The organism is Salmonella enterica subsp. arizonae, from assembly GCF_008692845.1.
In the GTDB taxonomy this organism is placed as follows: Bacteria; Pseudomonadota; Gammaproteobacteria; order Enterobacterales; family Enterobacteriaceae; genus Salmonella; species Salmonella arizonae.
The window spans coordinates 16,245-37,510 of the sequence record NZ_VXJW01000011.1 but is presented as its reverse complement, the minus strand read 5'-3'; the positions used below and the strand labels follow the sequence as shown (position 1 = coordinate 37,510).

Here is a 21,266-nt window from a genome sequence, read left to right as displayed (position 1 = left end):
CTGCTGGCGCAGATCTATCCCTCGTAACACTCATCTAAAACATTTTTATCAGATAGTGCGTGGAAGCGGTTACAGAATTTTCATAAAAAGTGTGATGGATCTTTAATTTTACGATCCGTCTCGCATCGTGAGGGCTATCCCTCAATCGGATCGACATCAAGGACCCATTTAACTTTTCGTGCCTCAGGGAGCGTATTGATCAACGCCAGCGTGCCGCTGATGATATGTTGCAGGCGAATCCGTGAAGGATGCTGAAGTAAAATTTGCCAGCGATAGCGACCGCCGCGTTTTGGCGCGAGGGCCGGAACCGGGCCTAAGATCCATAGTTTATCGTCTGATAGCGGGCTGGCCTGAATCAGTTTGCGCAACTGCTGGAGAAAAATCGGCGCCTGTTGGTTGTTGTGATCCTCTGCGCGAATAATGACGTGGCTGGTCCACGGCGGAAGCTGGAGCGTTTGCCGTTCCGTCAGCGCTTGTTCTGCAAACGCATCATAGCCTTTATACAGTAACGTTTGCAGCAGGGGATGTTCAGGATGGTGCGTTTGCAGCACCACTTCGCCTTGCTTGCCCGCGCGCCCGGCGCGTCCGGAAACCTGGGTGTAGAGTTGGGCGAAGCGTTCCGCTGAACGAAAATCTGCGGAAAAAAGCGCGCCATCAACGTCCAGCAATGCCACCAGCGTGACGTCCGGGAAGTGATGGCCCTTCGCCAGCATTTGAGTACCTATCAGGATGCGCGCTCCGCCGCGGTGAACTTCCGCCAGATGCTGCTCCAGCGCGCCTTTACGACTGGTGGTATCACGGTCGATTCGTGAGACTGGCACGCCAGGGAAAAAGGGAGCCAGCACCTGCTCCAACTGTTCAGTCCCTAACCCAACCGGTAGCATATGTGTGGAGCCGCAGGAGGGACACTGACGCGGCACCGGACGCTGGCTGTCGCAGTGGTGACAGCGTAAATGATGCTGCGCCTGATGCAGCGTATAGTAGTGATCGCAACGCGGGCACTCCGCGATCCAGCCGCAGTCGTGGCAAAGCAGCGCGGGCGCGAATCCCCGGCGGTTAAGAAATAGAATGACCTGATTGTCGGCCTGGAGATGTTGGCGCATACGGGCGATAAGGGCGGGCGCCAGTCCCGCCTGAAGACGCTGGCCTTTTAAATCCAGCACATGTTGCAGCGCTGGTCGGGCATTGCCCGCGCGCCGCGTCAGACGTAACATCCGGTATTTTTTCTGCCGCACATTGCATAACGTTTCCAGCGCCGGCGTGGCGGAACCGAGAATTATCGGAATCTGCTCGCTATGGGCGCGATACACCGCCAAATCGCGGGCATGGTAGCGCCACCCTTCCTGCTGTTTATAAGAACTGTCATGCTCTTCATCAATGACAATCACGCCAAGATTTTTAAACGGCGTAAAGAGCGAGGAACGAGTGCCGATGACAATCGCCGCTTCGCCGTTTTTCGCTTTAAGCCATGCTGAAAGACGCTCGCTGTCGTTTAGCCCGGAATGCAGCACTTCCACCGGCGCGTTAAAACGTTCGCGAAAACGGGCGATCGTTTGCGGCGTCAGACCGATTTCCGGCACCATCACCAGCGCCTGTTTGCCTTGGGCGAGGACATTTTCCAGCACGCTCAGGTACACTTCAGTCTTGCCGGAACCGGTCACGCCTGCCAGCAACCAGGCGGAAAAATCGTCTAACGCGCTGTGAATCGCGCCGACGGCCGTCGCCTGTTCGGTATTCAGCCGCAGTCGTTCCCCTGCGACTGTATAACGTTCTCGCCAGTCGGTAAACGTGGGCGTTTCACTGGCAAGCTCACAAAGTCCTTTACGCCGCAGCGTTTGCAGCGTGGCGTCGGTAAAATCAAGCTCGGCTACTTGATAGCGCCAGATCTTTCCTTGCCGCAGCGCCGCCAGCGCCTGTTGTTGTTTGGCGGAGCGTTTCAGGCTATTGATATCGACGGCCAGCCCCTCTTCGGTAGCAAACCAGTACCATAGGGGCGCGTTGCTGGCTGGTTTTCCCTGGCGCAGTAAAATTGGTAGGGCGTGAAACAGAACGTCGCCGAGGGGATGGTGGTAGTAATCTGCCGCCCAGAGGAGTAAGCGCCAGACGGAGGTAGAAAAGACCGGCTCGTTATCCAGGATTTCAATGACCGATTTTAATTCATCGAGAGGCAATTCGCTGTGGTCGCTGACCGAGACCACAATGCCTACGCGCTCTTGCTGCTTGCCGAACGGCACGCGCACGCGGCACCCTGCTTTGACGACCCCGTCTTCCGGCAACAGGTAATCAAAGGTTCGGGGAAGCGGAACGGGCAAGGCAACGTGCGCGACGAACATAGCATCTTCCTGACTTGAAATTTCGTCGGGTAGTATACACATTACGATAAGGGAGCGCGGATCAGTTTGCATACAGAGGCCAAATTCTGTATGATTCGCCGCCTTTGGTGCGTGTTATGCGCATCAAACCCTTTACTATTAACTTCGCGTGGTGTCTGGCGTTAGGGCTGGAAGAGCGACGCGGCCTTACACTGAGGTTCCCCATGAAAAAAGGTATTCACCCGAATTATGTAGAAATTACTGCAACCTGTTCTTGCGGTAATGTTATCAAAACCCACTCTACTGTGGGTCACGACCTGAACCTGGACGTGTGCGGCAAATGCCACCCGTTCTTCACTGGTAAGCAGCGTGTTGTTGATACCGGTGGTCGTGTTGAGCGTTTCAACAAACGCTTCAGCATCCCTGGCAGCAAATAAGTTATCGCCAGAAAAAAAAGCGCCGCAGGGCGCTTTTTTTGTATGTGTGAATCAGAATTGAAATATACATTTAGGTACCGAATGAATTTTCATTAAAAATAAATAAAACAATGTTTTTATTTTATCGATAAAATGTTTCTATTGGTGATCTTCATCCTTTTTATCTTCATTTTTTTGCCATTTATTTCTTTTGTTGGCAAAATTAAAAAGGTTTTATTCCCCTTGCTTAAATACACTTTTTAGGAAATTTAAAATTATTCATAGGCCAGATTTTCTTTTCCCATAACGGAGTGAAGGTCGGGTTGATTCCTTAATTGTGTATGAAGAGGGACGTTCATGAAATTAAAATTTTTATTATTACTTATTCCATTACTCTCTGCGGCCACGCACGCGGGTTATGTTGATTACCGTCATGAATATTATGATGATGGACGTAACTATGATCGTATTTATATGTCACACCGTTTTGCTACAGGTTTTGGGGTAGCAGTCGAAGCCATTTCTCGCTCCGATGACGCGCAATCTAACGACGCGTGGAACAATATGGAAAGTAACGGCAACGAGTATACAGCAAGCTATCAGTTTACCTGGCAGGGGCTTGTCTGGCAGCCTGGCATTGCGATTGAAACGGGCGATAACATCTCGATTTATAAGCCTTATATCCGCGTACAGTATAACATCAATGATAACTGGTGGACCGCGTTCCGCTATCGCCAGGAGTACATGCGCAGAAACAGCGATGGTAAAGATGACCGCATGGTCTACCGTCCTGAAGCATGGCTTGGTTATAACGTCAATAACTGGATGTTTGAACTCAACGGTATTTATAAAATTGCCGATAGCGAAGATTTATATAACAACAAAAAAGAAGATTACGAATATAACTTCCGTGTAGCTTATAAGATTGGTTCCTGGGTTCCTTTTGTTGAGATGGGTAACGTCTCTTCGGGCTATAATACGACGACTACGGACGATCGTCAGACACGTTACCGTGTTGGCCTTGGATATAATTTCTGATTAATACCCCTCGTATCGGCTTATTACGCTGAGCGTCAGGATATATACATAATTTGCGTAAGTAACATATCTAAGGAGTTGGCATCATGTCTAGTGATGGCGCTATCATCGGAAACAATAAGAGTATTACCGTCAGGCCTTTCGGGATTAGAGATAAGTTTGGTTATTTGTGTGGTGATCTGGGGACCTGTTTTATTCTTGGGTTAGTAAATAGTTTTTTAATGATTTATTACACTAACGTACTTGGCATTTCCGGAGCTATTGTCGGCTCGCTCTATTTTGTGACTAAACTCTTTGATGCGTTTATCGATGTTGGGGTGGGGCGTTTATGTGACACCTCCAGGCTGACGGCTCATGGGCGCTTTAACCCTTGGGTGCGCCGTATGAAGTATCCGTTCTGCATCATTGCGGTCGTCCTGTTCCTGCCGTTTGTGCAGGATTTTTCGTATACGGCGAAAATTATCTACATCTGCTGCTCCTATTTTATCTACGGTTCGCTGTTATCGACCGTGAGTATTCCGTATGGCGCGATGTCTGCGGCGATTAGCTCTAATCCGGAAGATCGTGTATCGCTCTCAACCTGGCGCAGCGTTGGGTCTGCAATCGGCGGCGGGGCAACTGGCTTTTTTATTCCTATCCTGATGTATACTACTCTGGTGGACGGAAGCCAGGTGATTTCCGGGCAACATTTCTTCTGGATCGCCATTGGTTGCGGTGTGCTGGGTTTCATCTTCTTATCGTTGACCTGCCAGCTCACGACGGAACGCGTGCGTGTGGAGAGAAAAGCGAGTATGCCCGTGTCGGTGCTGCTGAAGGGATTGGCGCGTAATAAAGCGCTGATTGTTTTAGTGGTTGTGGATCTGCTGATTGTGATTAATCAGGGATTGTCTGGTACTAACATGACTTACCTGTTTAATGATTATTTCCACAACAAAGAGGCCATGTCTGTCGCGCTGCTTTTTACCTTTGGTTCCCTGGTTTTGCTGGCGCCATCGGCATCCTGGCTCACGAAGCGCTTTGGTAAGAAGGAAGCCAGCGTCGGCGCGCTGCTCTTTGCAGTGGCGATGTATCTGATTATGTTTTTCATCCACATTATCGACGCGAAAGTCTATTTGGTTTTCCTGTTTCTGGCGACGCTGGGGGCGGGGTTATTTAACTTGATGATTTGGGCGTTTATGACCGATGTGTGTGACTATCACCAGTATGTTACTGGCACTCGTGAGGATGGCACCGTTTATGGTGTGAACTTCTTCGCTCGCAAGGTGGGTCAAGCGTGCGCAGGAGCCATTGGCGGTTTTATGCTGGCCATCATTGGTTATCAATCCTCGTCAATGGGCGGCGCTGTGCAAACCAGCGCCGTGCAGGAAAATATTTATACGATGGCGAATCTCTTACCGGCTTCATGCCTGTTTTTGGCGGCGGTTATTCTGATTTATTTCTATCCACTGAACCGTAAAGAAACGCTTAAAATGGAAGAAACACTGAATAAATTCAATGGTATTAGTCAGTAACGCTGTGAGTTCATGAACAGATAAGAAGAGGTGGAAGCAATCCCGCCTCTTCTTATCTGTGTGAGCGGTGGGGGTAAGATCGGGCAACTGTAGGGTAGAAGGCTTTCGTTACCATGAAAACAGCGGCCAGGAATTCTGCGCCGCTCTTTTCGGGATCAATACTCCCACGTTTCCGGGTCAATCCCCATCTCACGCATGATCTCTTTTGCCGCTTCCGGGATTTCATCGCTGCGCTCTTTTCGCAGATCGGCATCATCCGGCAATGGCTGTCCGGTAAAGGCGTGCAGAAATGCTTCACACAACAGCTCGCTGTTGGTGGCGTGGCGCAGGTTGTTCACCTGACGACGCGTACGTTCATCGGTGAGGATTTTTAACACCTTCAGAGGAATGGAAACCGTAATTTTCTTGACTTGCTCACTCTTCTTGCCGTGCTCAGCGTATGGGCTGATATATTCGCCGCTCCATTCAGCCATGAGATACTTAATCCTCTTCGTCATTAATATTGAGGTCTGAACCTGAGCCCGGACCATAATCGCGCGTAGTTTACCGTAGTGGCGCGGCCCTGACACGAAGTTAGCGGTCGCAGATGTGCGCTAATGCATATAATTTTAACGGCTATTTGTGGTTTGCTCAATCTATACGCAAAGAAGTTTAGATGTCCAGATGTATTGACGTCCATTGTGACAGTGGTTAATCTGTGGCCTGATTTTCACCGACTCAGCCAGGAATATCTTCATATGACGCGTAAACAAGCCACTATCGCAGTGCGTAGCGGATTAAACGACGACGAACAATACGGCTGCGTCGTGCCGCCAATTCATCTCTCCAGCACTTATAACTTTACTGGTTTCAATGAGCCGCGCGCGCATGATTATTCCCGTCGCGGTAATCCCACGCGCGATGTTGTTCAGCGCGCGCTGGCGGAGCTGGAAGGCGGCGCGGGCGCGGTATTGACCAATACCGGCATGTCAGCGATTCATCTGGTCACGACCGTTTTCCTCAAGCCGGGTGATTTGCTCATCGCACCGCATGATTGCTACGGCGGCAGTTATCGTCTGTTCGACAGTCTGGCGACGCGTGGCTGCTATCGTGTACGGTTTGTCGATCAGAGCGATGAACACGCCTTGCAAACGGCGCTGGAAGAAAAACCAAAGCTGGTACTGGTAGAAAGTCCAAGTAATCCATTGTTACGCGTGGTGGATATTGCGAAAATCTGTCGGCTGGCGCGCGAGGCGAGCGTAGTGAGCGTCGTCGATAATACGTTTTTAAGCCCGGCGCTGCAAAATCCACTGGCGTTGGGCGCCGATCTGGTGTTGCATTCATGCACGAAATATCTCAATGGTCATTCGGATGTCGTGGCCGGAGTGGTGATCGCCAAAGATCCGGAAATCGTCACTGAACTGGCGTGGTGGGCGAATAATATTGGCGTCACTGGCGGGGCGTTTGACAGTTATCTGCTGCTGCGAGGCTTGCGTACGCTGTCGCCGCGTATGGAGGTGGCGCAACGTAATGCGCAGGCGATTGTGGATTACCTGCAAACCCAGCCGCTGGTGAAGAAGCTGTATCATCCGTCGCTGCCGGATAATCAGGGCCATGAGATTGCCGCGCGTCAGCAAAAAGGCTTTGGCGCGATGTTGAGTTTTGAACTGGATGGGGATGAGGAGACTCTGCGTCGTTTTCTGGGCGGGCTGTCGCTGTTTACGCTGGCGGAATCTTTAGGGGGAGTGGAAAGTTTAATCTCTCACGCCGCCACCATGACGCATGCCGGTATGTCGCCGCAGGCGCGTGCCACCGCCGGGATCTCCGAAACGCTACTGCGTATCTCCACCGGTATTGAAGATGGCGAAGATTTAATTGCCGACCTGGAAAATGGCTTCCGGGCTGCAAACAAGGGGTAAACATGAGTGTGATTGCGCAGGCAGGGGCGAAAGGTCGTCAACTGCATAAATTTGGCGGCAGTAGTCTGGCGGATGTGAAGTGTTACCTGCGTGTCGCAGGCATTATGGCGGAGTATTCGCAGCCTGACGATATGATGGTAGTGTCCGCCGCAGGCAGTACCACCAACCAGTTGATTAGCTGGCTCAAATTAAGCCAGACCGATCGCCTTTCTGCGCATCAGGTATTACAGACGTTACGCCGCTACCAGTGCGATCTAATTAGCGGGCTGCTTCCCGCCGACGCGGCAGATGATTTAACCAGCGCTTTTATTAGCGATCTGGAACGTCTTGCCGCTTTGCTCGACGGCGGTGTGACGGAAGCCGTCTATGCTGAGATCGTCGGACATGGCGAAATTTGGTCGGCGAGATTGATGTCCGCTGTCCTGAATCAGCAGGGGCTGGATGCCGCCTGGCTGGACGCGCGCGCATTTTTACGCGCTGAACGCGCCGCGCAGCCGCAGGTGGATGAAGGGCTATCTTATCCTTTATTGCAACAGCTACTGGCACAGCATCCTGGCAAACGTCTGGTCGTGACCGGCTTTATCAGCCGCAATCATGACGGCGAAACGGTCCTGTTAGGTCGTAACGGTTCCGACTATTCCGCCACGCAAATCGGCGCGTTGGCGGGCGTTTCCCGCGTGACCATCTGGAGCGATGTCGCGGGCGTTTATAGCGCCGACCCGCGCAAAGTTAAAGATGCCTGCCTGCTGCCGTTGCTGCGTCTGGACGAAGCCAGCGAGCTGGCGCGTCTGGCGGCGCCTGTTCTGCACGCCCGCACGCTACAGCCAGTGTCCGGCAGCGATATCGATTTGCAGTTGCGCTGTAGCTACACGCCGGATCAAGGGTCAACCCGAATTGAACGGGTGCTGGCTTCCGGGACGGGCGCGCGTATCGTGACCAGTCACGATGATATCTGTCTGATTGAGTTTCAGGTGCCCGCCAGCCAGGATTTCAGGCTGGCGCACAAAGAGCTCGACCACATTTTAAAACGGGCGCAGGCGCGTCCGCTGGCGGTGGGCGTGCATCGCGATCGCCAGCTATTGCAGTTCTGCTATACCGCCGAGGTAGCGGATAGCGTACTGAAACTCCTCGACGATGTCGGGCTGCCGGGCGAATTGCGCCTGCGGCAGGGGCTGGCGCTGGTGGCGATGGTCGGTGCGGGCGTCACTCGTAATCCGCTACACTGCCATCGCTTCTGGCAGCAGCTTAAAGGTCAGCCAGTGGAATTTACCTGGCAGTCGGAGGAGGGCATCAGTCTGGTTGCGGTACTGCGTACTGGCCCAACCGAAAGCCTGATTCAGGGGCTGCATCAGTCGATTTTCCGCGCCGAAAAACGTATCGGTCTGATGCTGTTCGGTAAAGGCAATATCGGCTCCCGTTGGCTGGAACTGTTTGCCCGTGAGCAAAGTACGCTTTCTGCGCGTACTGGTTTTGAATTTGTCCTGGCGGGCGTGGTGGATAGTCGACGCAGCTTACTTAGCTATGACGGACTGGACGCCAGCCGCGCGCTGGCGTTCTTTGATGATGAAGCCGTTGAGCAGGATGAAGAGTCGTTATTCCTGTGGATGCGCGCCCATCCTTACGACGATCTGGTGGTATTAGATGTGACCGCCAGCGAGCAGTTAGCCGATCAGTATCTTGATTTCGCCAGCCACGGTTTCCACGTAATTAGCGCGAATAAGCTGGCGGGCGCAAGCGCCAGCGATAAGTATCGCCAGATTCATGATGCATTTGAAAAAACCGGGCGTTACTGGCTGTATAACGCCACCGTGGGCGCGGGATTGCCGATCAACCACACGGTGCGGGATCTGATTGACAGCGGCGATACGATTCTCTCGATCAGCGGGATCTTCTCCGGGACGCTATCCTGGCTGTTCCTGCAATTTGACGGTACGGTGCCGTTTACCGATCTGGTGGATCAGGCCTGGCAGCAGGGGCTGACCGAACCCGATCCGCGCGTCGATCTTTCCGGAAAAGATGTCATGCGTAAGCTGGTGATTCTGGCGCGCGAGGCGGGATACGACATCGAGCCGGATCAGGTGCGTGTAGAATCGTTGGTGCCGGCGCACTGTGAAGAAGGGTCTATCGATCACTTTTTCGAAAACGGCGACGCGCTGAATGAACAGATGGGGCAGCGTCTGGAGGCAGCCCGCGAACTGGGGCTGGTGTTGCGTTACGTGGCGCGTTTCGACGCCAATGGCAAAGCGCGCGTCGGCGTTGAAGCGGTGCGTCCGGAACATCCGCTGGCGGCGCTGCTGCCGTGCGATAATGTCTTTGCTATTGAAAGCCGCTGGTATCGCGATAACCCGCTGGTGATCCGTGGGCCGGGTGCGGGTCGCGATGTGACCGCCGGGGCGATTCAGTCTGACATCAACCGCCTGGCGCAGCTATTGTAATACGCCTGCCTGCCGGATAGCGGCTTCGCCAGATCCGGCAGCGGGCAAACCGGGGTATCTGTTTATTCTTCGTCAGATGCGTTTTCTGCATTGGCGACGATAAATCGGTTCATCTTCGCCTGAATAATGGCTATGCCGACAGGGGGGAACAGCAATGCCCAAAATAGCGCCCAGCCGCTCTGTATCCCTGTATTTTCGTTTGCATTCGCCAGCAATGTTTGGATTTCGTCGCTCAGCGTCAGACACAATATTGCTGTACTATGATAAGCCTGACTACGTCAGATGGGCCATTTACGCAAACGAGAATAACACCAATACGATCGGCTGGAATAGACAGTGATTTACTCCAAAAATAAACACCATACGACGATCCCAGCGAACTGATAAAAGAGAGCGCCAAAAAGAAAAAAGTGATCCCCCAGAATCGATAGCTATTCAGAAGATCGGCGCAGGTCCATTTTTTATCTGACATTGACGGTAAAGTAATTTCCATATTTATCCCTTGTTTTCCATAGAAAATAAGAATGTATAGAACTATTTAAATTGATAATAAATATTGATTATGTGAATAACGTTTATATCCTTCATACTTCAAGTTGCTTATGTGTTGGCTACGGATTACTCAGCCCATCCATGGGCCTCGCCCTGACGGGCCGTCGTACGCGACGTTCAAATCTGCTCCCGGCAGATTTGTCGCTCACCCCAGTCACATAATTATCTATGCTCCTGAGGACTCACTCCCTTGCCGCCTTTAAGCAACTCGAATTATTTTGGGTATATAGCCGATCTTAACTTAAAACGAAGGGCCATTTTATCAAATAGTTCTATTCTTTTTCAGCGTGTAAAAGCAGGATGTGAGGTGACGAAATCTATAGCGCCTTCTGAATGATATTCTGTGTTTTTTATGCGTGGCATTACATCATTGGGTTAAATGTGATTCCATTGTGAGTTATATTTTTCCGTCAGAAAATACAGAATTTGCGTGACGCGTTTGGCGGAATAGTGGGCGCTTTGCTGGAATTCAGGTTGTTGCCATAGCCAGGTAACAAAGCGGCGACTGGCCGCCAGATTAACGGCGACACCTTGTTCTAAGTGGGAACCGGTTAACGAACAGACCATTTTGCGGTTGTGACCTTGCCCCCAGAGTTGCTACTGATTTTGCCACCATCCCTGCCATGTTTTGCCTAACAGTTGCCACTCTGCGCGGCAATCGTCATCGTTTATTTCTTCCTCAACGAACCACAGCGAGGAGAGACGCTGGCGAAACCGCTCCGCCCATGCCGTAATGACCGCGCCGCGCAAAAAACACTCATGGGCAATGATGTGTGTCGCGACATCAGGAAAGCGGTTTTTCAGCACCCGAAAATGACCATGCGCTGTAATGACCGGGCGAAGTATTGTCCCTTGCGCGTTACGTTTAAGCGCCGCCGGGCCATACTGAATCTCATCGAACTGGCTGCGCTGTAAAAATTGCCGTTCTTTAATGGCGATACGGTGAATAATATCGCCATTCTCACCCTCGGGCGGCGCAATTCCTTTCCAGTGGTAATGCAAACTCTTTCCGGCAGAAAGTAACGTGAAATTGCAGGAAAGGTGAAGAACATTGCCGCGAACAGCGTCAAAACTGAATAAAAAGTACAATTGCTGGAAGGCATTCGCTCCCTGAAACGGTACGCGGGTGTGAGGATTCTCACATAAAAAACCTTTCAGAACGTAACGTAGCGAATCTTTATATGACTGAAAGGGACTATTTATGAAAGTAAAACTGCTTGCTGCCGGTATTTTGTTCACGCTGCCGTTCTGGGCCTGTGCAAAAGATGTCACCATTATTTACACCAACGATCTTCATGCTCACGTAGAGCCTTACAAAGTACCGTGGATTGCTGACGGTAAACGCGATATTGGCGGCTGGGCCAATATCACCACGTTGGTGAAACAGGAAAAAGCCAAAAATAAGGCGACGTGGTTTTTTGATGCCGGAGATTACTTTACCGTACCGTATATCAGCAGCCTGACGAAGGGTAAAGCGATTATCGATATTTTGAATACCATGCAGTATGACGCTGCCACTATCGGTAATCATGAGTTCGATCATGGCTGGGACAATACATTGTTGCAACTGAGCCGGGCGAAATTCCCTATCGTGCAGGGCAATATTTTTTATGAAAACAGTAGTAAATCCTTCTGGGATAAGCCGTACACCATTGTTGAAAAAGATGGCGTCAAGATTGGCGTAATCGGCTTACACGGCGTCTTTGCTTTTAATGATACGGTATCCGCCGCGACGCGCGTAGGCATTGAGGCACGCGATGAAATTAAGTGGCTGCAACGTTACATTGATGAACTTAAAGGTAAAGTCGATCTGACCATCGCGCTGATCCACGAAGGTACCCCGGCCCGCCAGTCCAGCATGGGGAATACCGATGTGCGACGCGCGCTGGATAAAGATATTCAGACCGCAAGTCAGGTAAAAGGGCTGGATATCTTGATTACCGGCCATGCGCATGTCGGTACGCCGGAACCGATTAAAGTCGGTAATACGCTGATCCTCTCAACGGACAGCGGCGGCATTGATGTCGGCAAACTGGTGCTGGACTACCAGGAAAAGCCGCATCAGTTTACCGTGAAGAACTTCGAGCTGAAGACCATTTTTGCTGATGAGTGGAAGCCCGATCCGCAAACGAAACAGGTGATCGACGGCTGGAACAAAAAGCTCGATAAAGTCGTGCAGCAGACGGTGGCGCAGTCGCCGGTTGAGCTGACCCGCGCGTATGGCGAATCGTCGTCGCTGGGGAATCTGGCGGCGGATGCGCTGCTTTTTACGGCGGGGAAAGATACCCAGTTAGCGCTTACTAACTCTGGTGGTATCCGCAACGAAATCCCGGCTGGCGCGGTGACGATGGGGGCGGTAATCAGTACCTTCCCGTTCCCTAATGAACTGGTCACGATGGATTTAACCGGTAAACAATTGCGCAGCCTGATGGAGCATGGCGCCGGATTAAGCAACGGCGTCTTGCAGGTGTCTAAAGGGCTGGAGATGAAGTATGACAGCAGCAAACCTATTGGCCAGCGGGTTACCGTGCTGACGCTCAATGGCAAACCGATTGACGATGCTACGGTTTATCACATCGCCACCAACAGCTTCCTTGCCGACGGCGGCGATGGTTTTGCGGCGTTCACGGAAGGCCAGGCGCGGAACACTTCCGGCGGCTACTATGTGTCGAATGCGATAGTTGATTACTTTAAGGCGGGCAACACCATCACGGATGAGCAGCTCAAAGGGATGCGCGTTGCGGATGTGAAGAAGTAATTTCCCCTGCCGCGGCGCGTTCAGTGTCGCGGCGTGACATGAAGAAAATTCATCTTTGCTGAATATTCCTCATTCTTTGGCGTGATTTTTCAGTTGACGTCCTCCCGCTTTTCCGTCATTTTTACATCTGGACGTCTAAACGGATAGATGTTTACAACACAACAAATAATAACATGCGATTGATGAGGTAAGGTATGAGCTTTTTTCACGCCAACCAGCGGGAAGCCCTGAATCAGAGCCTGGCGGAAGTGCAGGGTCAGATTAACGTTTCGTTTGAATTTTTCCCGCCGCGCACCAGTGAAATGGAGCAAACCCTGTGGAACTCCATCGATCGCCTGAGCAGTCTGAAACCGAAGTTTGTTTCGGTAACGTATGGCGCCAACTCTGGGGAACGCGACCGCACTCATAGCGTTATTAAAGGCATTAAAGAGCGTACTGGGCTTGAGGCCGCGCCGCACCTTACCTGTATTGACGCCACGCGCGATGAACTGCGTACCATCGCCCGCGACTACTGGAATAACGGTATCCGCCACATTGTCGCTTTGCGCGGCGATTTGCCGCCGGGCAGCGGTAAGCCGGAGATGTACGCTGCCGATCTGGTTGGTTTGCTCAAAGAGGTGGCCGATTTCGATATTTCAGTAGCGGCCTATCCGGAGGTACATCCGGAAGCGAAAAGCGCGCAGGCCGATCTGCTTAATCTGAAGCGTAAAGTGGATGCTGGCGCTAACCGCGCGATAACCCAATTTTTCTTCGATGTGGAAAGCTATCTGCGTTTTCGCGACCGCTGTGTTTCCGCCGGTATCGACGTAGAAATTATTCCCGGCATTTTACCGGTGTCTAACTTTAAACAGGCGAAAAAATTTGCCGATATGACCAATGTCCGCATTCCGTCCTGGATGTCACTGATGTTTGAGGGGCTGGATAATGACGCAGAAACCCGCAAGCTGGTGGGCGCTAACATTGCGATGGACATGGTGAAAATTTTAAGCCGCGAAGGAGTGAAGGATTTCCACTTCTACACGTTGAATCGTGCGGAAATGAGTTATGCCATTTGCCACACGCTGGGCGTAAGACCCGGTTTATAACCTCAAGCTCCCTGCCGGGAGCTTTATTACATCTCATATTGATCTACATCTCTGTAACTAAAAATATAAAAGGTATTAGCTATCGAATCTGTGGATTAATTCAACTATCGCTTCACTTAATTGGTGTATATCGTAACGGTAACACTTTAAAAGGGAGCTGAGATATGAGCACGACCGACGATACCCATAACACGTTATCCGCTGGAAAATGTCCTTTCCATCAGGGGGGACATGACCGAAGCGCAGGCGCAGGGACAGCCAGCCGCGACTGGTGGCCAAATCAACTCCGCGTGGATCTTTTGAACCAACATTCCAACCGTTCTAACCCGCTGGGTGAAGACTTTGACTACCGCAAAGAGTTTAGCAAGTTAGACTACTCTGCCCTGAAAGGGGATCTCAAGGCGCTGCTGACCGATTCACAACCGTGGTGGCCCGCCGACTGGGGTAGCTATGTCGGTTTGTTTATTCGTATGGCCTGGCATGGCGCTGGCACCTACCGTTCTATTGATGGTCGTGGCGGCGCGGGTCGTGGTCAACAGCGTTTTGCGCCGCTTAACTCCTGGCCGGATAACGTCAGCCTGGATAAGGCGCGTCGTTTGCTGTGGCCGATTAAGCAGAAATATGGCCAGAAAATTTCCTGGGCCGACCTGTTTATTCTGGCGGGTAACGTGGCGCTGGAAAACTCCGGCTTCCGTACCTTCGGTTTCGGCGCCGGGCGTGAAGATGTCTGGGAACCGGATCTGGATGTGAACTGGGGCGATGAAAAAGCCTGGTTGACTCACCGACACCCTGAAGCGCTGGCAAAAGCGCCGCTGGGCGCGACCGAGATGGGCCTTATCTACGTTAACCCGGAAGGGCCGGATCACAGCGGCGAACCACTTTCTGCCGCCGCCGCTATTCGCGCTACCTTTGGCAATATGGGGATGAACGACGAAGAGACCGTGGCGTTGATCGCTGGCGGGCATACCCTCGGTAAAACCCACGGCGCGGCAGCGGCATCCCATGTAGGGGCCGATCCGGAAGCCGCGCCGATTGAAGCGCAGGGCTTAGGTTGGGCCAGCAGCTATGGTAGCGGCGTTGGCGCGGATGCTATCACCTCCGGGCTGGAAGTGGTCTGGACGCAGACGCCGACCCAGTGGAGCAACTATTTCTTCGAAAACCTGTTCAAATATGAGTGGGTACAAACCCGTAGTCCGGCTGGCGCTATCCAGTTTGAAGCGGTAGACGCGCCGGACATCATCCCGGACCCGTTCGATCCGTCGAAAAAACGTAAGCCAACCATGCTGGTCACCGACCTGACGCTGCGTTTTGATCCGGAGTTCGAGAAAATTTCCCGCCGTTTCCTTAACGATCCGCAGGCCTTTAATGAAGCCTTTGCTCGTGCCTGGTTCAAACTGACGCACAGAGATATGGGACCAAAAGCGCGTTACATCGGACCGGAAGTGCCGAAAGAAGATCTGATCTGGCAGGACCCGTTGCCGCAACCGCTCTACCAGCCAACGCAGGAAGACATTATTAACCTGAAAGCGGCGATCGCTGCATCCGGGCTTTCTGTTAGCGAGATGGTTTCGGTTGCCTGGGCATCCGCGTCTACTTTCCGCGGCGGCGATAAACGTGGCGGCGCTAACGGCGCGCGTCTGGCATTAGCGCCTCAGCGCGACTGGGATGTCAACGCCGTTGCGGCTCGCGTTCTGCCGGTATTAGAAGCGCTCCAGAAAACGACGAATAAAGCCTCGCTGGCCGATATTATTGTGTTGGCGGGCGTGGTCGGTATCGAGCAGGCGGCCGCTGCTGCGGGTGTCAGCATCAGCGTACCTTTTGCGCCGGGCCGGGTGGATGCGCGTCAGGATCAGACCGACATCGAGATGTTCTCGCTGCTTGAACCGATTGCCGATGGATTCCGTAACTATCGTGCGCGTCTGGATGTGTCGACGACCGAATCGCTGTTGATTGATAAAGCGCAGCAGTTAACGTTGACCGCGCCGGAAATGACGGTACTGGTTGGCGGGATGCGTGTGCTGGGAACCAACTTTGACGGCAGCCAGAACGGTGTCTTTACCGACAGACTGGGCGTGCTCAGCACTGACTTCTTCGCTAATCTGCTGGATATGCGTTACGAGTGGAAGCCCACCGACGACGCTAATGAGCTGTTCGAAGGCCGGGATCGTCTGACTGGCGAGGTAAAATACACGGCGACCCGCGCCGATCTGGTGTTTGGTTCCAACTCCGTACTGCGCGCGCTGGCGGAAGTTTACGCGTGTAGCGATGCGCACGAGAAGTTTGTGAAGGACTTCGTCGCGGCATGGGTGAAAGTGATGAACCTGGACCGTTTCGATCTGTTGTAAATCTTATGCCGGATGACGCTAACGCTTATCCGGCCTACCGTCTCATATGCCCACCGGGCAAAAAAATCCCCGCGCGATTGCGGGGATTTTTCATTGCAAGCCGACCTTATTCCCATTCCTGCAGAAAGCGCTGACCGTATTGGTCGGCGACCAGCAGCGCGGCGTACACTTCATCCGGCGTTACGCCGCCAGGCATGTTATGAATAGTTTCACCTTCTGCGCAGGCGGCTTCCGCGACGGTGCGCATTTTGGCCGGGATATCCTGTTTAATATCCAGTTGCGCCAGCGTAATCGGCAGGCCAACGGAATGGCACAGCGCAGCAACGGTTTCGATCTCTTCGACCGGCGCGTTTTCCAGCACCAGTTGCGTCAGCGTACCGAAAGCGACCTTCTCACCGTGATAATAGTGGTGCGCATCCGGAATCGCCGTTAAACCGTTATGAATCGCGTGCGCTGCGGCCAGACCGCCGCTTTCAAAACCGACCCCGCTCAGGTAGGTGTTGGCTTCGATGACGCGTTCCAGCGCTGACGTGACGACGTGCTGTTCGGCGGCCAACATGGCTTTTTCGCCTTCTTCGATCAGCGTGTTATAGCATAGCTCCGCCAGCGCCAGCGCGGCCTGTGTACACTTGCCGCCCGCCATTGTGGTGGCGCCGCTGCGTGAGCAGGCGCGAGCTTCAAACCAGGTCGCCAGCGCATCGCCGATACCGGCTGCCAGCAGACGCGCCGGCGCGCCCGCCACTATCTGCGTATCGACAATGACCATATTCGGGTTATGCGGTAGTAGCAGATAACGGTCAAACTCACCGGCATCGGTATAAATAACCGAGAGCGCGCTGCACGGTGCGTCGGTAGAGGCGATGGTCGGCGCGATAGCGACCGGGACGTTCATAAAATGCGCCAGCGCTTTGGCGGTATCCAGCGTTTTACCGCCGCCGATACCCAGTACGGCGCCACACTGACTTTTCTCGGCGACGGCGCGCAGCCTGTCGATCTCATTTTGTGAACATTCGCCGCCAAACGGGGCGATTTCTACTGACAAACCGGCATCCGTCAGGCTTTTGCGCAGCGTCTCTTCGGCAAATCCCAGCACGAATTTATCGCCCACAACCAGCCAGTTGTTCGCCATTGGTTTTAAATAATCGCCAAGACGCGCGATGACGTTTGCACCCTGAATATACTTACCTGGTGACTGAATAATGCGATCCATACATTTCTCTCCTACAGGTTCAGATTACCAAAAGCGTTTTTCCAGTCTTGCTCAAACTTCTCTATTGCTGACTCTACCGCAGGCGTGTTGAGCATTTGTTGCGCTACATCTAAAGGAAGGGTAATCGCCTGGCAACCTGCCAGTAAGCAATCCAGCGCCTGCCGCGGCGTTTTAAAGCTGGCCGCTAGCACCATGCTGTCGGGCGCGTGACGTTCCAGTAGTGTTTGCAGCTCCTGAACCATACGAATGCCATCGCCGCCCTGCGCATCAACGCGGTTGACGTAGGGAGCGACATATTTTGCGCCCGCCAGCGCCGCCAGCAGACCCTGCGATGCGCTGTAGACGGCGGTTCCCAGCGTCACGATACCTTCTTTTTTCAGCAGCTTAATAGCTGCGAGACCTTCGGCGGTTACCGGAATTTTAACCACAATGCCGGGGATGGCGTTATTCAGCCGTTTGGCTTCTTCCACCATCCCTTTCGCGTCGCGGCTCATGGTCTGCGCAAATAAAGTGCCTTCTTCGCCGATGGCGTTTTGCAGCCTGGGCAGCACATCCCAGATAGATTCTTTGCTGGCAGCCACAATGCTCGGATTAGTGGTGACGCCGGCAATCGGGAAAATGCGCGCCAGACGTTCAACTTCCGCCACGTTAGCGGTATCCAGATAGAGTTCCATAGTCTTTCTCTTCGTGAGTTTTCGTTATGGACAGGATAAAGGAGCGTTGTCGGGATGCGCTATGTGACAAATCTGCCAAAAACTGGACAAATGTGATGCGCTGAGTAAAGTGTGATTCACTTCACAAGTTGGCGTTATTTAACGTATAGCGTGCTGTTGTATGCCATATGGGGGAGCGAGTTTTTTGCATTTATATTACAATTATCCAGTAAATGCGCGTTTTATCTACTGTATTTTCTTTATTGGCGTGTGGATTATTTCTCTGTTAGCTGGCTGTGATACTGGCGGCGATACTCCGACGGCGAACGTTCCGTATTTTTGCGAAACAGGCGGCAGAAATAGTTACTGTCGACAAAGCCGCAGCGGTGCGCCACTTCTTTCACTTTCAGGTCATAACCCTTCAGCAACGTTTTGGCGTGTTCCAGTCGCGTATGGTTCAGGTATTCGTTAAAGCCGATGGCTCCCGTTTTCTGGAACAGGTGCGAGAGGTAATTTGGCGAGATATAAAACGCCTGTGCTACCGATTCGCGCGTCAACGGCGCAGCGTAGCGTTCATCAATATACTCCCGAATGGCTTCAAAAAGCGCGCGGCTGCGGGGGGCGGTCTGGATTTGGCTGCCGAGCAGATCGCGGCAATGGCTTAGCAGGCTGGCGACAATCAATCTGGCCGTTTGCTGCTCTTGGGGTTGCATCTGCATCTCATTAAGCGTTTGTATCAGGAAAGAGCCGATACGCGGGCCGCGGCGCGCAACGTGCTGTTTCGTGAGGTTTTGATGCTGCTGACCGTCCCAGTGGACTACGCTGAAACCTAACTGCTGTTTGCCGAACAGAATGCTGAGCGTGGTGGCCGGCGCTTGCCATTGCGGGAAATTCCAGCCGCCTGACGGAATATAGAGAACATCGCAAGGAATGAGCGGGGCGGTAATGCTCATGTCAGTAAGCTCGCCCTCCAGCATAATCTCCAGCCGCGGAAAATCCACCTGGTACGCCAGTTCCGGCGCTGGGCCGCTGGCGCTGGCAAAATAAATCTGGCGCAGCGGCAGCGGGCCGTTGATGAGACGGGAGAGAAGGTGGCTGACGTCGTGATACATGATAATCCCCTGCCGATCGCAAACAGAGGAAACAGTAACGTCGAAAACCGATGTCCTCAAGCGATTATTGCCGGATAGCGGCGCTTTGCGCCTTATCCGGACTACGGGAGAGAAGAACGCCAGGCCCGATAAGCGTTAGCGTTATCGGGCAACATATAGGCTATTGATTACCGACCTGATCGCCATACGGCAACGTATCATAATCAATCAGCGCGTTTTTCTTATACGGGTTGCCAATCCAGCGCGTGGTCTCTTTGAACTGCGGGTTGGTGATGGAACGCGTCGGGTCGTAGCCATCATAGGTCAGGCCCGCTAAGTCCGACCAGGTATGGATAAGCTCGGAACTGCTGTACTTACGATCGACATCCTGTGAGAAGTCACGCGGATGCGCCGCCTGCCATTTCTCTGAGGTCCACAGCAGGAACGGCACCGTATACATATGACGGGTTGGCGAATCTTCGTTTCGTCCCTGCGTCTTATGCGGCGGCGTGTCATACACTTCTTCACCGTGATCGGAGAAGTAGAGCAGGAAACCGTTCGGATCGGTCGCTTTATAGTCCTTAATCAGGCTGGCGACAACATAGTCATTATACAGGTTCGCGTTGTCGTAATCGTTATACGACTCCAGTTCGTCACTGCTTAATCCCGGCGGAACATGGTCGGTTTTACCATCAAACTTGCCCTGGTTTTCTGGATAGCGGAATTTGTATTTAATGTGCGTTCCCAGCAGATGCACAATAATGAATTTTTTCGGCGCCGGGTCGGCTAACACCGCTTTAAACGGCGCCAGCACGTTGCTGTCATATTCGCGTGCGCTTTGAGTGCGCTGCTGGTTCATATAGAACTGCTTATCAGTCTGCTTAGAGAACACGGTCAGCATGGTATTACGCGCCGTCATCGTCTGCTGGTTAGTGATCCAGAAGGTTTTATACCCGGCCTGTTTCATCATATTCATCAGCGATGGCTTCGTCAGATACCAGTCCGGGTTCTTTTCATCCGCGAACGTTAGCGCCTGTTGCAGAATCTCAATGGTGTACGGTCGCGAAGTCACCACATTATTAAACACGGTCAGCCCGGGGTCGGTTTTATGCAGCGCGTCCAGTTCCGGCGTGGTTTCGCGCGGATAACCGTACAGGCTCATACGGCCACGCTGGGTCGATTCGCCAATCACCAGTACCAGCGTGCGCGGCGCATCACCGGAATTGTCTTTGAAATTCGCCAGCGGCGGCAGGGCGCCGTTTTCATTCAGCAGTTTATTCAGCGAGGCGAGCTGTAAACGGTACTGATAGTAGCCGGTAATAAATTGCCACGGCGCGGCGGGTTCCATTCGTGACGCCAGACTATCCAGTGTTTTCTCCATCGACTTATGCTTGATCAGGGTATTCATCGCGATGGGATGGAGGATCAGCCCGTACAGCAGGGCAAACGACACCAGATAACGCCAGGGGGATGGAATATAAACCGGGCGCAGACGTGTCCACAGCAAAATCGCCGCCACCGTATAAGCCAGCGCGACAAGAACAATTTTCAGACTGAAATATTGGCTTAAATATTCGCTGGCTTCATTGGCGTTGGTTTCAAACATCACAAACAGCACGCTTTGTGAGAACTCCTGCCCGTAGATTACGTAATAGCTCAGCGCCGCCAGCGAGGCGGCCCAGAGTACGACGCCAATAACGGCAGCAATAACCCGGATGCGGCCTGGAAACAGAAAGACGGGGATCAGCCACAATGAGCTGTACAGTAGCGAATCCCGCAGGCCGTTTGTCCCGCTGTATCCGGTGAAATAAATAATGGCCTGCAGGAGAGTGGAAAAGAACCAAAAGTAGAGAAGTGCCCAGCCCAGGGCTTTCCAGCTAAACGCGGGTTTAGTCCGGAGTAATGTGGATTGCATAATAAGAGCCTGTCTTTAATCGTAGCGCCAAACGTAACGCCTGAACC

Annotated in this window: 14 protein-coding genes and 2 pseudogenes; 8 read left to right on the top strand and 8 right to left on the bottom strand. The window is 52.7% G+C overall.

Translation table 11 applies throughout. The annotated features are described in order from the left end of the window. Positions 1-134 precede the first annotated feature (134 nt). Complete coding sequence (gene priA, locus F4V61_RS17805; protein ID WP_080152786.1) at positions 135-2,333, bottom strand: primosomal protein N'; 2,199 nt, start codon at positions 2,331-2,333, stop codon at positions 135-137. Positions 2,334-2,536: 203 nt separating this feature from the next. Here priA and rpmE point away from each other — a divergent pair, with 203 nt between their 5' ends. From rpmE to F4V61_RS17790, 3 genes are all read left to right on the top strand, one after another. Beyond that, positions 2,537-2,749, top strand: coding sequence for a 50S ribosomal protein L31 (rpmE, locus tag F4V61_RS17800; protein WP_000715284.1), 213 nt, complete (start codon positions 2,537-2,539; stop codon positions 2,747-2,749). A 336-nt stretch (positions 2,750-3,085) separates the two neighbouring features. Next, the gene (locus F4V61_RS17795; protein WP_000768226.1) at positions 3,086-3,766 is read left to right on the top strand and encodes an oligogalacturonate-specific porin KdgM family protein; all 681 of its coding nucleotides are present in this window, start codon (positions 3,086-3,088) and stop codon (positions 3,764-3,766) included. Positions 3,767-3,852: 86 nt separating this feature from the next. Further along, positions 3,853-5,277 (top strand): MFS transporter, encoded by a 1,425-nt coding sequence (locus F4V61_RS17790; RefSeq protein WP_000093228.1) that lies wholly within the window; start codon positions 3,853-3,855, stop codon positions 5,275-5,277. A 155-nt stretch (positions 5,278-5,432) separates the two neighbouring features. Here the strand turns inward: F4V61_RS17790 and metJ are convergent, their stop codons facing one another. Then, positions 5,433-5,750 carry a met regulon transcriptional regulator MetJ gene (metJ, locus tag F4V61_RS17785; RefSeq protein ID WP_000852811.1) on the bottom strand — a complete coding sequence of 106 codons (318 nt, stop codon included), beginning with the start codon at positions 5,748-5,750 and terminating at the stop codon, positions 5,433-5,435. A gap of 264 nt (positions 5,751-6,014) precedes the next feature. Here metJ and metB point away from each other — a divergent pair, with 264 nt between their 5' ends. Together metB and F4V61_RS17775 are read left to right on the top strand one after the other, a co-directional pair. Continuing rightward, positions 6,015-7,175, top strand: coding sequence for a cystathionine gamma-synthase (gene metB, locus F4V61_RS17780; protein ID WP_080152895.1), 1,161 nt, complete (start codon positions 6,015-6,017; stop codon positions 7,173-7,175). Positions 7,176-7,177: 2 nt separating this feature from the next. Next, positions 7,178-9,610, top strand: a complete 2,433-nt coding sequence (locus F4V61_RS17775; RefSeq protein ID WP_080161168.1) for a bifunctional aspartate kinase/homoserine dehydrogenase II — start codon at positions 7,178-7,180, stop codon at positions 9,608-9,610. Between the two features lie 62 nt (positions 9,611-9,672). On the opposite strand, the pseudogene F4V61_RS17770 reads toward F4V61_RS17775, so the two are convergent. Together F4V61_RS17770 and F4V61_RS22510 are read right to left on the bottom strand one after the other, a co-directional pair. After that, positions 9,673-10,103 (bottom strand): annotated as a pseudogene (locus F4V61_RS17770) (hypothetical protein). 434 nt (positions 10,104-10,537) lie between these two features. Continuing rightward, positions 10,538-11,284 (bottom strand): annotated as a pseudogene (locus F4V61_RS22510) (cytoplasmic protein); the annotation flags it as partial. Positions 11,285-11,363: 79 nt separating this feature from the next. Here F4V61_RS22510 and F4V61_RS17755 point away from each other — a divergent pair. The 3 genes from F4V61_RS17755 (at position 11,364) to katG (ending at position 16,350) form a co-directional block, all read left to right on the top strand. Next, positions 11,364-12,920 (top strand): bifunctional metallophosphatase/5'-nucleotidase, encoded by a 1,557-nt coding sequence (locus tag F4V61_RS17755; protein WP_058346038.1) that lies wholly within the window; start codon positions 11,364-11,366, stop codon positions 12,918-12,920. A 194-nt stretch (positions 12,921-13,114) separates the two neighbouring features. Further along, positions 13,115-14,005 (top strand): methylenetetrahydrofolate reductase, encoded by an 891-nt coding sequence (gene metF / locus F4V61_RS17750; RefSeq protein WP_000007508.1) that lies wholly within the window; start codon positions 13,115-13,117, stop codon positions 14,003-14,005. A gap of 164 nt (positions 14,006-14,169) precedes the next feature. Further along, a complete protein-coding gene (gene katG / locus F4V61_RS17745; protein WP_079782033.1) occupies positions 14,170-16,350 on the top strand; it encodes a catalase/peroxidase HPI in 2,181 nt (726 codons plus the stop codon). A 106-nt stretch (positions 16,351-16,456) separates the two neighbouring features. On the opposite strand, the gene gldA is transcribed toward katG, so the two are convergent. The 4 genes from gldA to F4V61_RS17725 all read right to left on the bottom strand — a co-directional run bounded on the left by gldA (position 16,457) and on the right by F4V61_RS17725 (position 21,219). After that, positions 16,457-17,560 (bottom strand): bifunctional L-1,2-propanediol dehydrogenase/glycerol dehydrogenase, encoded by a 1,104-nt coding sequence (gldA, locus tag F4V61_RS17740; protein WP_079835608.1) that lies wholly within the window; start codon positions 17,558-17,560, stop codon positions 16,457-16,459. Positions 17,561-17,571: 11 nt separating this feature from the next. Continuing rightward, complete coding sequence (gene fsa / locus F4V61_RS17735; protein WP_058346036.1) at positions 17,572-18,234, bottom strand: fructose-6-phosphate aldolase; 663 nt, start codon at positions 18,232-18,234, stop codon at positions 17,572-17,574. 254 nt (positions 18,235-18,488) lie between these two features. After that, on the bottom strand, positions 18,489-19,325 hold the full coding sequence (locus F4V61_RS17730) for a helix-turn-helix transcriptional regulator (protein WP_038397241.1): 837 nt from the start codon (positions 19,323-19,325) through the stop codon (positions 18,489-18,491). Between the two features lie 160 nt (positions 19,326-19,485). After that, on the bottom strand, positions 19,486-21,219 hold the full coding sequence (locus tag F4V61_RS17725; protein WP_079799648.1) for a phosphoethanolamine transferase CptA: 1,734 nt from the start codon (positions 21,217-21,219) through the stop codon (positions 19,486-19,488). Positions 21,220-21,266 lie beyond the last annotated feature (47 nt).

Bases quoted from the DNA above. Each gene is read 5' to 3' on its own strand.
- fsa (WP_058346036.1), bottom strand. From the start codon at position 18,234: ATGGAACTCTATCTGGATACCGCTAACGTGGCGGAAGTTGAACGTCTG.
- F4V61_RS17725 (WP_079799648.1), bottom strand. From the start codon at position 21,219: ATGCAATCCACATTACTCCGGACTAAACCCGCGTTTAGCTGGAAAGCC.
- F4V61_RS17790 (WP_000093228.1), top strand. From the start codon at position 3,853: ATGTCTAGTGATGGCGCTATCATCGGAAACAATAAGAGTATTACCGTC.
- F4V61_RS17795 (WP_000768226.1), top strand. From the start codon at position 3,086: ATGAAATTAAAATTTTTATTATTACTTATTCCATTACTCTCTGCGGCC.
- F4V61_RS17755 (WP_058346038.1), top strand. From the start codon at position 11,364: ATGAAAGTAAAACTGCTTGCTGCCGGTATTTTGTTCACGCTGCCGTTC.
- F4V61_RS17775 (WP_080161168.1), top strand. From the start codon at position 7,178: ATGAGTGTGATTGCGCAGGCAGGGGCGAAAGGTCGTCAACTGCATAAA.
- metF (WP_000007508.1), top strand. From the start codon at position 13,115: ATGAGCTTTTTTCACGCCAACCAGCGGGAAGCCCTGAATCAGAGCCTG.
- metJ (WP_000852811.1), bottom strand. From the start codon at position 5,750: ATGGCTGAATGGAGCGGCGAATATATCAGCCCATACGCTGAGCACGGC.
- priA (WP_080152786.1), bottom strand. From the start codon at position 2,333: ATGTTCGTCGCGCACGTTGCCTTGCCCGTTCCGCTTCCCCGAACCTTT.
- rpmE (WP_000715284.1), top strand. From the start codon at position 2,537: ATGAAAAAAGGTATTCACCCGAATTATGTAGAAATTACTGCAACCTGT.
- katG (WP_079782033.1), top strand. From the start codon at position 14,170: ATGAGCACGACCGACGATACCCATAACACGTTATCCGCTGGAAAATGT.
- gldA (WP_079835608.1), bottom strand. From the start codon at position 17,560: ATGGATCGCATTATTCAGTCACCAGGTAAGTATATTCAGGGTGCAAAC.
- F4V61_RS17730 (WP_038397241.1), bottom strand. From the start codon at position 19,325: ATGTATCACGACGTCAGCCACCTTCTCTCCCGTCTCATCAACGGCCCG.
- metB (WP_080152895.1), top strand. From the start codon at position 6,015: ATGACGCGTAAACAAGCCACTATCGCAGTGCGTAGCGGATTAAACGAC.